At 65.9% G+C, this 13,463-nt stretch carries 8 protein-coding genes; 3 read left to right on the plus strand and 5 right to left on the minus strand.

Features of this window, described 5'->3' with window-relative positions; genetic code table 11:
- Positions 1 to 65: 65 nt before the first annotated feature.
- From DYQ94_RS19205 to DYQ94_RS19225, 5 genes are all read right to left on the minus strand, one after another.
- Positions 66 to 1,085, minus strand: a complete 1,020-nt coding sequence (locus DYQ94_RS19205) for an energy transducer TonB (RefSeq protein WP_047127581.1) — start codon at positions 1,083 to 1,085, stop codon at positions 66 to 68.
- A gap of 133 nt (positions 1,086 to 1,218) precedes the next feature.
- A complete protein-coding gene (locus tag DYQ94_RS19210; RefSeq protein ID WP_126966431.1) occupies positions 1,219 to 2,784 on the minus strand; it encodes a tryptophan halogenase family protein in 1,566 nt (521 codons plus the stop codon).
- 12 nt (positions 2,785 to 2,796) lie between these two features.
- Positions 2,797 to 3,807 carry a cupin-like domain-containing protein gene (locus tag DYQ94_RS19215; RefSeq protein WP_126966432.1) on the minus strand — a complete coding sequence of 337 codons (1,011 nt, stop codon included), beginning with the start codon at positions 3,805 to 3,807 and terminating at the stop codon, positions 2,797 to 2,799.
- A complete protein-coding gene (locus tag DYQ94_RS19220; protein ID WP_160954443.1) occupies positions 3,797 to 4,498 on the minus strand; it encodes a SapC family protein in 702 nt (233 codons plus the stop codon). Before DYQ94_RS19220 ends, DYQ94_RS19215 begins: the two co-directional genes overlap by 11 nt.
- 177 nt (positions 4,499 to 4,675) lie before the next feature.
- Positions 4,676 to 7,690 (minus strand): TonB-dependent receptor, encoded by a 3,015-nt coding sequence (locus DYQ94_RS19225; RefSeq protein ID WP_024939092.1) that lies wholly within the window; start codon positions 7,688 to 7,690, stop codon positions 4,676 to 4,678.
- A gap of 249 nt (positions 7,691 to 7,939) precedes the next feature.
- Here DYQ94_RS19225 and DYQ94_RS19230 point away from each other — a divergent pair, with 249 nt between their 5' ends.
- The 3 genes from DYQ94_RS19230 (at position 7,940) to DYQ94_RS19240 (ending at position 13,196) form a co-directional block, all read left to right on the plus strand.
- On the plus strand, positions 7,940 to 8,629 hold the full coding sequence (locus DYQ94_RS19230; RefSeq protein ID WP_160954444.1) for a glutathione binding-like protein: 690 nt from the start codon (positions 7,940 to 7,942) through the stop codon (positions 8,627 to 8,629).
- A gap of 210 nt (positions 8,630 to 8,839) precedes the next feature.
- Positions 8,840 to 11,068, plus strand: coding sequence for a dipeptidyl aminopeptidase 4 (locus DYQ94_RS19235; protein WP_160954445.1), 2,229 nt, complete (start codon positions 8,840 to 8,842; stop codon positions 11,066 to 11,068).
- 343 nt (positions 11,069 to 11,411) lie between these two features.
- The gene (locus tag DYQ94_RS19240; RefSeq protein ID WP_160954446.1) at positions 11,412 to 13,196 is read left to right on the plus strand and encodes a DUF885 domain-containing protein; all 1,785 of its coding nucleotides are present in this window, start codon (positions 11,412 to 11,414) and stop codon (positions 13,194 to 13,196) included.
- Positions 13,197 to 13,463 lie beyond the last annotated feature (267 nt).

The following is a 13,463-nucleotide window of genomic DNA, read 5'->3' on the forward strand; positions in this document are numbered from 1 at the left end:
TCAAGCAACCAGCAGACTCACTCACTCAATCGCATGCAGAATTACTCGATCGCCCAACGCACCAATCAACCGCCGGGGTTGAACGACAGCGTGCGCCGCGTGGTCACCGGTGCGGCCACCGGTTCGAAGCGCCAGCGTTTGACCGCATTGAGCGCTTCGCGGTCGAACACGCGCGGCGGGGTGGCGCGCAGCACGCGCGAGGCGGTGATCGAGCCATCGGTGCCGACGGTGATCTCCACCAGCACTTCGCCGGAGGTCCCGGCGCGCAGCGCCTCGGGGGGATAACGCGGTGCCGGGGTGCTGATCGGGCGCAGCGACTGCGCGGCCGGTGCAGCCGCGGCAGTCGCCGGGGCCGGGCGCGGCGCGGCCGGAGTTGGAGCCGGCGTCGGGGTCTCGGCCTGACGGCGCGCCGCAGCCTGGCGTTCGGCCTCTGCGCTCTGCTGGCGGGCGGCTTCCTGTTGCGCGGCGATCTGCTGCGCAGCGGCCGCCTCGCGGGTCTGCTGCTCGGCCAGACGCTTCTGCTCGGCCGCCTGCTTGGCCTTGTCTTCGACCAGCTTCTTGGCCTGCTCGGCATCCTGCTCGGAGCGGCTGGCGGCGGTCTTCATGCCGGTCTCCAGGCCGCTCTTCAGGCGCGGCAGTGCCGGTGCCTTGGGGTCGACCTTTTCGATCAGCGCGATCAGGCGCTGCGCTTCGGGGAATTCTTCGCGGCTGATGCCCTGTTCGGCGGCGATCAGCGTGTACGGCAGCAGGTCGGTCAGCGCGCTGTTGACGGTGGCGTCCTGCGGCTGCTTTTCACGCAAGGCCAGGTAGTACTCCACCGCGTTGTCGCCGGCCGGGGCGTACATGCGATTGTCCTGCAAGGCCTTGGTGGCCGATGCGCGCAACTGGTCGGCGGCCATCGATTGCACCTGCGGCGACACTGCGGTGGCCGGCGTCGGCGCGGCGGCCGGTGCCGCAGGCGTGGCGCCGGTGGCAGGCGCGGTGGCGGCGGCCTTGTCATCCTGCTTGGAGCAGGCGGCCAGGCCGACCAACAAAATGACCGGCGCGATCCGGCGTGCCATACGGCCCTGTGTCAGATCCAACATGCGTCCCCCTTACCCCGATTGCGAAAGATGCTGCGGCGAGGCCGGCCATTGTTCCCGCAATGGACGGCAAAGCGGCAATCTAGCATTGCTGGGGCGGTCTAAGCCAAGGGGGGGCGCCTGCCGGGCGCGAAATTCATCGCGTTCCGGTGGCCAGTGCGGCGTCGGCCGGCAGCCGCGTGGCCGGCTCGGGCAGCGGCGGCGCAGGGCAGTAGCGGTGCAGGAAGTCCGCATGCGCAGGCAGCCGCGCCAATGCGGCATCGACCCGTGTGCGGATGGTTTCCAGGAAATGACGAAGCTCGGCATCGCCCATCAGGTCGGCCACCGGGTGGTGCTGCTTCGGCGTGATGCCCTGGCCCAGCATCACCTGCACCCAGGAATTTTCGGCAAACAGCTCGTTGGCCTGGTGGAACACCCGCCCGCTCTGGCGGAACAACTCCACCCGGTGCCGCAGCGTGTCGGGGATGTCCATCGCCGCGCAATCGCGCCAGAACGGCGTGTCGCGGCGGTCGGTGGCGTGGTAATGCAGGATCACGAAATCGCGGATATGGGTGATTTCGGCGGCGGCCTGGCGGTTGTATTCGGCGATGTCGACATCGTTGATGACCTGCGGAAAGGTCTGCATCAGCCGGATGATGCCGCGCTGGATCAGATGGATGTTGGTCGATTCCAACGGCTCCAGGAAGCCGCTGGCCAGGCCCAGCGCCACGCAATTCTTTTCCCAGACCCGATGCCGCTGATTGGGCGTGAAGCGCAGTGCGCGCGGCTGGGTCAGTGCGCGGCCGCTGAGATTGCGCTGCAGCACCTGCGCGGCGCTGTCCTGGTCCATGTAGCGGCTGGAATACACGATGCCGTTGCCGACCCGGTGCTGCAGCGGTATGCGCCACATCCAGCCCGCCTGATCGGCGCGCGAGCGGGTGTAGGCCACCGGCGCGCCGACCGATTCGGTCTGCACCGCCAGCGCGCTGTCGGCGAACAGCCACTGCGACCAATCGTCGGTGCCCACACCCAGCGTCTTGCCGATCAGCAGACCGGCAAAGCCGGTGCAATCCAGGAACAGATCGCCTTCCACCCGCGTGCCGTTGTCCAGCGTCAGCGCGGTGAGATAGCCGCTGTGCGCGTCGGTCTCCACGTTGCCGATGCGGCCTTCGATACGCTGCACGCCGAAGCCTTCGCTGAAGCGGCGCAGGAAGCGCGCGTACAGGCCGGCATCCAGGTGATAGGCGTAATTCATGCCGCCATTGGGCAGATGCGCAAAGCGGCCTTCCTGCGCGGCACGAAGTTCCAGGCAGTAGTCGCCGAAGTCGCGCGCCAGGCCACGCTGCCGGCCCTTCAACCAGAAATGCTGGAAGCCCGCGCTCCAGTGATCGGTGCCGGTGTGGCCGAAGGAGTGGATGTAATGCCGGTCCACATCGCGCCAGTGTTCGAAGCCGATGCCCAGCTTGATGGTGGCCTGCGTGGCGGCCATGAACGCGGCCTCGTCGATTTCCAGCAGGCGGTGGAAGGTGACCAGGCTGGGAATGGTGGCTTCGCCCACGCCCACGGTGCCGATCTCGTCCGATTCCACCAGCACGATCTGCAGGTGCCGGCCCAGCACTTTGGATAACGCGGCGGCGGCCATCCAGCCGGCGGTTCCGCCACCAGCGATGACGACGCGGCGTACCGGGCGCTGTTGTGGGTCGAAAGGGGCGGTGTCGGTCATGGCGTCAGATCCTCAGCGATTCAGGCGTTGCAGCAACCGCGCGCGCAGGCTGCGGGCACGGGCCTCGTCCATCGGCGCCAGGACGCCGCGCGCAGACTCCGGCATGTGTGCGGCGGTGTCCGCATCGGCATCGAACACGTAGTGGTCGAACACGTCCCGCCAGATCGCGCGCTGTTCCGCTGGCAGGTCCCGGAGGGTGAGCAGCGCCAGCATCAGCGCGTTCATCGGCGAATCCATGTAGGCCGGGCTCTGCCGCCACCAGAAATTCACCAGCACGTTGAACGGTGTCAGCGCTTCGACGTGATGCCACCACATGCTGGGAATGAACAATGCATCGCCCGGTTCCAGCTCGGCCACCAGCGCGTGTTCCAGCGCCTGCGCATAGCGTGGAAAGCGCTGCAGGTCCGGCGCGGCGATATCCACCAGGCTGACCGGCTGCCCGGCCGGGGTGAGATCGAGCGGGCCGATATACAGATTGGCCAGTTGCTGCGGCGGAAACAGGGTAAAGCGGCGGCGCCCGGCGACCACGCAGGCCAGGTTGTCGGGCAGGTCCTGATGCGCGGCGATGCGGGTGCGGTTGCCGATCCAGATACTGGCCAGCGGCTCGCGCTGCGGCAGCGCGATCGGGTTGTGCGCGCGCAGGCCGGGCAGGTAGGTGTCCAGCGTGGTGGAGCCGACGTAGATCGCCGGTGGCTGCGGGTTGTGCAGATCGCGCAACAAGGTCTCCAGCACCACGCCCAGCGGCACGCGCTCGGGGCGGAAATTGAAGCCGCTCATGTCCGCGTTGTAGAAGAAGCGCCCGCCGATGTCCGGCGGGCCGACCTGTGCCACCACCGCTTCGCCGCGATCGAAACCGCGCAGGTAGGCCGCCGCCTGCGCCGAGGTGGCGCCGGCCTGCGCCAGTGGCCAGTCGCGCACCAGCCCGCGCAATACCAGCGGCATGGTGGAGCGCAGCACGGCCGGGTCCAGCTGCTGCGGGTCCAGCCCGTGCCGTTCTTCGATGGCGCGCGGCTCAGCCAGCATGACGGCGCTGCATGCGGTCGAGCAGATGGCGGAACTGCGCGATCGAGGCCACCGCCATGTACAACGGCTCCAGATCGCCATGCCGGTGCAGGTCGAGCAAGGCCGCATCGTCGAGTGCGCGCAGGCGTTCCTCGTGCACGGCATAGAGCCCGGTCAGACGGCATTCCAGGCCGTTCTGCAGCGTGGCCTCGAACACGAACGGTTCGAGCAAGTCGTAGCCAAGCAAGCGGTCGACGAACGCCTGGCTCGCGGCCAGGCCATCGTGCAAGGTGCGCAACACCTGGCCGATGTGGTCGAGAAATTCGGTGGTACCGCCGTGTTCGCGAAACAGCACCTCGCCTTCGCTGCGGCTGATGCGCGGGCTGTCCAGGTCCACGTGCACCATCGGCCCGTCCTCTTGCTCGCCGATCAAAAACGGTTGGCGCTGGATCGCCAGCGGCACGTACGGCGCATCCCAGCGCGCGCCGTCCAGGAACAGGTTCTCGCCCAGGCGTAATCCCAGCAATGCCAGCGGCTGAAAACTGCGCTCGCCGCTGCGATGGAACACGATCGGGTATTGCGCCTGCAGTTGGCGGAACTCCTGCGGAAAGGTCGCAGCCGACATCACGTCGTCGCCGAAGGCGGCGCCGTGCGCGGTGATCACGCGCAGGTCGCGGTGATCGAGGTTGTTCAACAACACGGCATTGGTCATGGGGGGAAAGACATATCACGCGGGGCGCGTGGCCCATGCTTGGACAGTTGCTTCGGCATGGCAAGTCCCGGATGCGACACATCCGGGAAACGCCACGAGAGAGCCGTGCGAAACGCCCCGGCAGACTCGCTGCCGGGAGCGCTTAAAAGAACATCACTGCATGACCAACGCGCTGCATCACCAGAACTTGTAACGCACGCCCAGCATGTAGCGCGGGCCGGTCTGGGTGGCGTAGATGATCTGGTTCGGGTGACGGCCGTGCTGGCGCTGCACCTCGTCGGTGAGGTTGATCGCCTCCAGGCTCAGCGACAGGTTCTCGGTCCACTGGTAGCCGATGCTCAGGTCCAGCTGGCCATAGGCTTCGGTGTAGACCGGGTTGGGCTGGCCGCTGCCGTCGAAACGTGCAGCCAGGAACTCGTCGCGCCAGTTGTAGGCCGCACGCACCTGCCACTTGTCCCTGTCGTAGAAGCCCACCACGTTGGCCGAATCGCTCAGCCCTTCCAGCGCGAACTGCTCGCCGATCACGTAGTTGTCGTAAGTCAGGCCGGAGTCGACCTTGGTGTAGTTGGCCGACACGCCGAAGCCGCTGTCGCCGAACATGTGCTGCAGGTTGAATTCCCAACCGTCCAGCGAGGCCGAGCGCTGGTTGGCCGGCGCGGTAATGGCGAAGTTGGCCACCGGATCGCCCGGCTGCCCGCTGATCACGCCGGTGGCATTGCCGTTGGAGTCGTCCGGCCCGCGCACCACACCCGGCGCACCGCCGCGGTTGCGGAAGATGTAGTTGCGGATGCAGGTCAGGTCGGCCGAGGCACAGCCGTTGCCCAGCGCTTCGTTCCAGTACGCACCACCCACCGGCGTGTTCAGGCCCAGCGAGGTGTCGTTGCGCGTGGTCACGCCGATGTAGTTGTCGATGTTCTTGCGGAAGAAGCCCACCGAGGCGTAGCTGGCATCGCTGTAGTACCACTCCAGCGAGAAGTCGATGTTGTGCGAGAGCAGCGGCTTGAGGCCGGGATTGCCTTCCTGGCCGGTGCCGCCTTCCAGGCGCGCGATCTGGTTGAGCGTCTGCCCGCCCTGGATATCGCCCCAGCCGGGCCGGCCGATGGTTTCGCCGTAGCTGCCGCGCAGCACCAGATCCTCGGTGAGCTTGAAGCTCAGGTCCAGGCTGGGCAGCCAGTATTCGTATTTGCCGCTGCCGCTGGCGAACGCCGAGTCGGCCAGGCGGATCGGCAACTCGTTGTTGGCGACCCAGTCGATGCCCACCGCCACCGGCACCAGTGCCTGCGCCTCCACCTTGGTTTCTTCGTAACGCACACCGGCGGCCAGGCTGATCGGCACGCGCAGATCGTCCCAGCTGTTGTTCCATTGCAGGTAGGCGTTCTTGGATTTTTCGGTCACGCGGCGGTCGGTGGTGAACACCGGCGAGGTGCGGTACAGCGCATCGTCGCCGGCCACCTGCGCGGCCGCCTGGCGGGCACGTTCGAAGTCGAACAGGAACAGCTGGTTGAACTGCGCCGGATTGCCGCTGCCGTCGATCGCATCGAAGTACTGCGCAAACGAACTGGGGATCCACAGATCGTCCGGATAATCGGCCGCGGTACCGGCACCGCCCCAGGTGTCGCGCTGCACGTTGGAGAATGCCGAGCGGTTCTTGACCTCGGTGCTGCCGATGCCGAACTTCAACTGCGAATAATTTTCGAAGGTGAAGTCGCCGTTGACCTGGGCCTGGTCGATCTCCGACTTCATGTAGCTGTTGCGGAACGCCGAGCCGGTGACCAAGGTGCGCGACGGATCCAGCCCGGTCAGGCCGAAGCCCAACTGCTGCTGCAACACCGGGAAATCCTTGCTGAAATCCACCACCGAGGTGCCGCGGTAGAAACCGGACACGCCCAGCGAATTGCTGGAACCGAACGGGCTGTCCGCACCGGCTTCGGCGGTGGAGCGGTGGATGTCGAAGTTGAGCTTGAACTGGTCGTTCACCGCCCAATCCACGTTGAAGCCCAGCGACTTGTTCTGGTTGCGCGTGGCCGCGTTGGAGCCGGCGGTGGCCAGATCGCTGGTGGCCGGATTGACGATTTCCGAATAGCTCACCGGCCCGGCGACCGGGCCATTGGTCCAGGCGCTGGCCGACGGCCCATAGTTGAACCACACCGACATCTCGTTGCGCTGCTGCTGGATCTTGTTTTCCGAGTACGTGTAATCCAGCGTCGTGGTGACGTTGTCCAGCGGCTTGTACTGCAGCGTCAACTGGCCGTTGGTGCGCTGGCGCTCGACGCCGACCACGCGGTAGTTGAGGTTCTGCGGCACCGAATAGATGTCATTCGGGCCGGGGCGGTTGACGATGTTCTCCGAGCCCGGCGCCCCCGGCTGCGGAATGGTGCCGTAAGCGGTGGAATCGCCGCGGAACGAACGCCAGCCGTTGGGCACGCCGACCTGGCTATAGCCGAAGTCACGTTCCTGGTAGCTGCCGCTCAGCGATACACCGAAGCGTCCATCGGCCGAGGTGTTGCTGAAGATGCCGGAGATTTCCGGGGTCAGCGCATCGCCCTGCAGGCGTCCGGGCAGATTCTCGTTGGAGCTGTCGTGCACGCCCTTGAGGCCGACGTTGGCATGCAGGCCCGGGTTGTCCAGCGGCCGGCTGGTCTTGATGTTGATGGTCGCACCGATGCCGCCAGTGGGCGTGCTGGCGCGGCTGGTCTTGAACACCTCGATGCCGGAGATCGACTCCGACGCCAGGTTGGCGAAGTCGAACGCGCGCGAATTGGAGGCGTTGGATTCCTCGATGCTGGCGCCCGGCATCTGCCGGCCGTTCAACAGCACCAGGTTGAAGTCCGGGCCGACGCCGCGCACGGTGACGCGCGAGCCTTCGCCCAGCGAACGGTCGATCGACACGCCGCTGATACGTTGCAGCGACTCGGCCAGATTGGTATCGGGGAACTTGCCGATGTCTTCGGCCACGATGCCGTCAACGATGCCTTGCGCATCGCGCTTGACGTTCATCGACGAGGTCAGGCTGCCGCGGATGCCGGTGACCTGCACAGCATCGAGCGTGGCGGGATCGGCCTGGCTCGCGCCGGGAACGGTGGATGCGGACTGCGGTGCCGGCGCGGTCTGCGCGGCCAGCGGCGTCGACAGGGCAAACAGTAGGGCAGACGTCAGACGCCGCGTGCGCGGCAGGGTGCGTGGCTCTCTCACAATGATTTCTTCCCCAAATGAAGATAGCCGGCCCCAGAGGGCAGGCAAAGGTCGATGACACAATCGTGCATTTGTGAGCGCAGGCTTAACCAAGTCAATTTGCACTGCAGCATCGGCCACGAGCCAATCGCGTCACACATCGTTCCAGCCAGCATCACCGCACGCGCACGCGCCGGTCGCGGGCTTGGTCGTACCATCGATCGCCCAGGCGCGCACTGCGTGCCACCCCCTGCCGAACTGGAGCGCACGATGATCGACCTGTACTACTGGCCCACCCCCAACGGCCACAAGGTCACCTTGTTCCTGGAAGAGGCCGGGCTGGACTACACGCTCAAGCCGGTCAACATCGGCAAGGGTGAGCAGTTCGAGCCGGCCTTCCTGCAGATTTCGCCCAACAACAAGATGCCCGCGATCGTCGACCACGCACCGGCCGACGGCGGCCCGGCGCAGAGCGTGTTCGAATCCGGCGCCATCCTGCTGTACCTGGCCGAGAAGACCAGCCGTTTCCTGCCGCGCGATGCGCGTGGCCGCATTGCCGCGCTGGAGTGGCTGTTCTGGCAGATGGGTGGGCTGGGGCCGATGAGCGGCCAGATGGGTCACTTCAACGTCTACGCGCCGGACAAGATTCCTTACGCGATCGAACGCTACAACGCCGAGGTGCGTCGCCTGCATGGCGTGCTCGACAAGCGCCTGGCCGAGCAGGCATTCCTGGCCGGCCCCGAGTACGGCATTGCCGACATGGCCAGCTATCCGTGGATCGAGGTCTACGCCGACATCCGCCCCGATTACGCCGAGTTCCCGCATCTGAAGCGCTGGCACGACGCCATCGCCGCGCGCCCGGCCACGCAGCGTGCGTATGCGCTCAAGGAGCAGGTCAACCCCAACGCCGGCAAGCCGCTGAGCGAGGAAGAGCGCAAGCATCTGTTCGGTAAACGCTGAAGGCGCAGTAACAACAGCGCGGCACGCAAGGCAGTTCCGCACGGCGGCTGAGCCCCCTCCCCCCGGGAAGGGGTTGGGGTGACGGTACGGTCCGCGCGCCTTTACCGCGCGCACAAAGTGGCAGGACGTCCACGCGCGCCATCACCCGCCGCGCTTCTCAAACACCCCACGTGCCCGCATCCTGTGTGCTATCTCAAGACAGGATCTTCGATGCGCGCCCTGTTCGCCGCCCTTGCCCTCATGCTCAGCACGATCACCACCGCCCACGCCGAAAGACTCACCCTCGACGCCATCACCGGCCCATTGCCGTTGTCCGGCCCGACGCTGATGAAACCCAAGGTCGCCCCCGACGGCTCGCGCGTGAGCTTCCTGCGCGGCAAGGACAGCGACCGCAATCAGCTGGATCTGTGGGAGTACGACATCGCCAGCGGTCAGACCCGGCTGCTGGTGGATTCCAAAATCGTGCTGCCCGGCACCGAAACGCTCAGCGATGTCGAAAAGGCCCGCCGCGAGCGCCAACGCATCGCTGCCTTCGCCGGCATCGTCGATTACCAATGGGCGCCGGACGCACATGCACTGTTGTTCCCGCTCGGTGGCGAACTGTATCTGTACGACCTGCGCAAGACCGGCGCGGCGGCAGTACGCAAGCTCACCCACGGCGAAGGCTTCGCCACCGACGCCAAGCTCTCGCCCAAGGGCGGCTTCGTCAGCTTCGTGCGCGAGCGCAACCTGTGGGTGATCGACCTGGCCAGCGGCAAGCAGCTGCAGCTCACCAGCGACGGCAGCGAGACCATCGGCAACGGCGTGGCCGAGTTCGTCGCCGACGAGGAAATGGATCGCCACACCGGCTACTGGTGGGCGCCGGACGATTCGGCGATCGCCTTCGCGCGTATCGACGAATCCGGCGTGCCGGTGCAAAAGCGCCCCGAAGTCTATGCGGACCACACCGAAGTCATCAGCCAGCGCTATCCGCAGGCTGGCCAGCCCAACGTGGCCGTGCGACTGGGTGTGATCGCACCGCGCGCCAACGCCGCCCCGCGCTGGATCGAGCTGGGCAGCAACCCCGATATCTATCTCGCACGGGTGGATTGGCGCGATGCGCAGCGGCTGACCTTCCAGCGCCAGTCGCGCGACCAGAAAACCCTCGAGTTGATCGAAGCCACGCTGGCCAGCGGCAAGCAACGCGTGCTGATCACCGAGACCTCGCCGACCTGGGTACCGCTCCACAACGATCTGCGTTTTCTCAAGGACGGCCGCTTCATCTGGAATTCCGAGCGCAGCGGCTACGAACATCTGTACGTGGCATCCGAAGACGGCCGCACGCTCACGCCGCTGACTTCCGGCGCCTGGGTGGTTGATGCACTGCTCGCCGTCGATGAGCAAGCCGGCACGGTGTATTTTTCCGCCAGCAAGGAGTCGCCGACCCAGGCCCACATCTACGCCGTGCCGCTGGCCGGCGGTGCGATCGAACAACGTTCGACACCCCACGGCACGCACGCCGCCAGCTTCGCCAACAACGCCAGCGTGTATGTCGACAGCTGGTCCAACACCTCCACACCGCCGCAGATCGAGCTGTTTCGCGCCAATGGCGAAAAAATCGCCACACTGTTGAAGAACGATCTGGCCGATCCGCAGCACCCGTATGCCAGATACCGTGACGCGCAGCGCCCGGTGGAATTCGGCACGCTCACCGCTGCCGACGGCACCACGCCGCTGCAGTATCGCCTGATCAAACCGGACGACTTCGACCCGGCCAAGCGCTATCCGGTGATGGTGTACGTGTATGGCGGCCCCGCCGCGCAGACCGTGCTCGACGCCTGGCCAAGCCGTGGCGATGCGCTGTTCGATCAATATCTTGCGCAACGTGGTTACGTGGTGTTCTCGCTGGACAACCGCGGCACCCCGCGGCGTGGCCGTGCCTTCGGTGGCGCGCTGTACGGCAAGCAGGGCACGGTGGAAGTGGACGACCAGCTGCAAGGCGTGGCCTGGCTCAAGGCGCAGCGCTGGGTCGATCCCACCCGCATCGGCGTGCAGGGCTGGTCCAATGGCGGCTACATGACGCTCATGCTGCTGGCCAAACACAGCGACGCCTATGCCTGCGGCGTGGCCGGTGCACCGGTCACCGACTGGGGCCTGTACGACACCCATTACACCGAGCGGTACATGGACCTGCCGGCCGGCAACGCCGACGGCTACCGCGACGCACGCATCGCCACCCATCTGGACGGCCTGCGCGCCAAGTTGCTGCTGATCCACGGCATGGCCGACGACAATGTGCTGTTCACCAACTCCACCGCACTGATGAGCGCGTTGCAGGCGCGCGGCACTGCCTTCGAATTGATGACCTATCCCGGCGCCAAGCACGGCTTGTCCGGCAGCACCGCCCTGCATCGCTACAAGACCGCGGAGGCATTTATCCAGCGCTGCCTGATGCCCTGAGCGGCCGGCAATCGGGTGCCGGGGAGACGGAACTGCAGTGGTAAACGGTTGCCGATGCCTGGCATCGGCGACATTCACAAGACCGGCCGGGCAGGAGATGCCCGTCGCAGCGTGGATCTGCACGGGCCGCGCGGCGAGGGAAGCCGGCGCCAGGTGGACGCCAGCCGCAAGCACGGGCGATGGCGCTAGCAAATGCTGACATTCGCCAGCAGACCGCCGATCCAATCAACCTGGTAGCCGGCCCGCAAGCGCCGCCGCACTCCTGCCGACCATGACCTAAGACGCATTGCCGCAGCCGCTGCGGATGGGTAGGGTCGCGCTACTCAACTTGCGGATCCGCCCCATGAAACCACTTGTTCTCGCCGTTGCGCTGGCGCTCGGTGCTTCGCTGCCATTGCAGGCACAGACCGGTAAGGCCGCGCAGGCCCAACCTGCCACGCCGGCCTGGGTGCAGACCAGCAATGGCTATGCACAGATCCTGCTGAACGCGCAGGCGCCATTCCAGCCCGAATACGCCAGCTTCTTCGGCGTGCCCGGCTACGACGACCAGGTCATCGACCTGGGGCCAAACAACGCCGCGCGCTACCGCGATGCGATGAACAAGGCACGCGCCGCGTTGCAGGCCAAGCTGGCCACCGAGCGCGACGTCAATGTGCGCCAGGACCTGCAGATCATGATCGCTGCGGCCGAGCAGAACATCGAAGGCAGCGAACTCAACGAGCGCTATCTGTTGCCATGGAACGATGCCCCGCAGCTGGTCTTCAGCGGCCTCAACGGATTGTTGTCTGACCAGACCGTGCCCGAGCGCCGCGCCAAGGCGCTGGACCGCCTCAAGCGTTACGTCGGCCTGGTGCCGGGCAGCACGCCGACCACCACACTGGCCCGCCAGCGCTACGAAGAGCAGCTTGGCAACACCACCTTGCTGCAGCCCACCCAGCGCGAAGTGGAGCAGGCGCTGGCGAACGTGGACACCTACGTCGCCGGCATCGGCGAGTTGTTCGCCAAGTACAAGATCGCCGGCGGTGACGAAGCGCTCAAGGTGATGTCCACCCAGTTGAAGGATTACGCCAACTGGACCCGCACCACAGTATTGCCGAAGGCACGCAAGGACACCCGCCTGCCCGAACCGCTGTATGCCTTCCAGCTCAAGCAGGTCGGCATCGATATCGCCCCGCAGCAGCTGATTCAGCGCGCGCAGCTGGAATTCATGGAAACCCGCTCGGCGATGCGTCAGCTCGCGCCGCTGGTGGCCAAGGCCAAGGGCGTGCAGGGCAGCGATTATGTACAGGTGATCCGTGCGCTCAAGGGCAACAAGATCGCCGACGACCAGCTGGAAACCCACTACCGCGGCGTGATCGACCAGATCGACCCGATCATCCGTCAGCAGCGCATCGTCGATGTGCCCAATCGCCCGATGCAGATGCGCCTGGGCAGTGCCGCCGAAAGCGCTGCGCAACCGGCACCGCACTTCCTGCCGGCACCGCTGATCGGCAATACCGGCCAGCAGGGCCAGTTCGTGCTGCCGCTGGGCAATCCGACCGCCGACGGCGCCAAGAAGGAACAGTACGACGACTTCAACTTCGGCTCGGCCGCCTGGACGCTCAGTGCGCACGAAGGCCGCCCCGGCCACGAACTGCAGTTCACCGCCATGGTCGAACGCGGCGTGTCGCTGGCGCGCAGCCTGTTCGCGTTCAACTCGGTCAACGTCGAAGGCTGGGCGCTGTATGCCGAAGCCGAAATGGTCCCGTACGAACCGCTCGACGGTCAGCTGATCGCCCTGCAGTTCCGCCTGCTGCGCGCCGCCCGCGCCATGCTCGACCCGATGCTCAACCTCGGCCTGATCGACCGTGAACGCGCACGCCAGGTGCTCGAAGACGACGTCGGCCTCTCGCCAGCGATGACCCGCCAGGAACTGGACCGCTACACCGTCCGCGCGCCCGGCCAGGCCGGCAGCTACTTCTACGGCTACACCCGCATCCTCGAATTGCGCATGCGCACCGAGCTGGTCCTAGGCAAGAAGTTCGACCGTCTTGCCTTCAACAACTTCCTGCTCGACCAGGGCCTGCTGCCGCCAGACCAACTGGCCAAGGCGGTGGAAACGCAGTTCATTCCGGCGCAGCGAAAGTAACTGCGGTATCCGTGGTACCGGATAGCCGCTCTTATGGATAACTGCTTGGCCAGGTCGCGCGCTGAAACGCACGATCTGGCTTAGCGTTGTGCTGGTGAAGTATTCGCCAAAAGTCGTGTGCGGCTCGCCAGTCAAGGCCAGTCCGCTTGCGGGTTGAGTCCTCCAAAGCTCTGGGATGCGACTTATCTAGATCTCGGGGTGAGCGTTTGTGTTGTTTGAAGCTGTCCTCTAATGACTCGCTGACCGGTGGCTGTAGGCGCTGCATAA

Source organism: Xanthomonas sp. LMG 8993 (genome assembly GCF_009835065.2).
Taxonomy (GTDB): domain Bacteria; phylum Pseudomonadota; class Gammaproteobacteria; order Xanthomonadales; family Xanthomonadaceae; genus Xanthomonas; species Xanthomonas arboricola.

Coding starts and splice junctions, on each gene's coding strand:
- DYQ94_RS19205 (WP_047127581.1), bottom strand. CDS start 1,085: ATGTTGGATCTGACACAGGGCCGTATGGCACGCCGGATCGCGCCGGTC.
- DYQ94_RS19210 (WP_126966431.1), bottom strand. CDS start 2,784: ATGACCGACACCGCCCCTTTCGACCCACAACAGCGCCCGGTACGCCGC.
- DYQ94_RS19215 (WP_126966432.1), bottom strand. CDS start 3,807: ATGCTGGCTGAGCCGCGCGCCATCGAAGAACGGCACGGGCTGGACCCG.
- DYQ94_RS19220 (WP_160954443.1), bottom strand. CDS start 4,498: ATGACCAATGCCGTGTTGTTGAACAACCTCGATCACCGCGACCTGCGC.
- DYQ94_RS19230 (WP_160954444.1), top strand. CDS start 7,940: ATGATCGACCTGTACTACTGGCCCACCCCCAACGGCCACAAGGTCACC.
- DYQ94_RS19235 (WP_160954445.1), top strand. CDS start 8,840: ATGCGCGCCCTGTTCGCCGCCCTTGCCCTCATGCTCAGCACGATCACC.
- DYQ94_RS19240 (WP_160954446.1), top strand. CDS start 11,412: ATGAAACCACTTGTTCTCGCCGTTGCGCTGGCGCTCGGTGCTTCGCTG.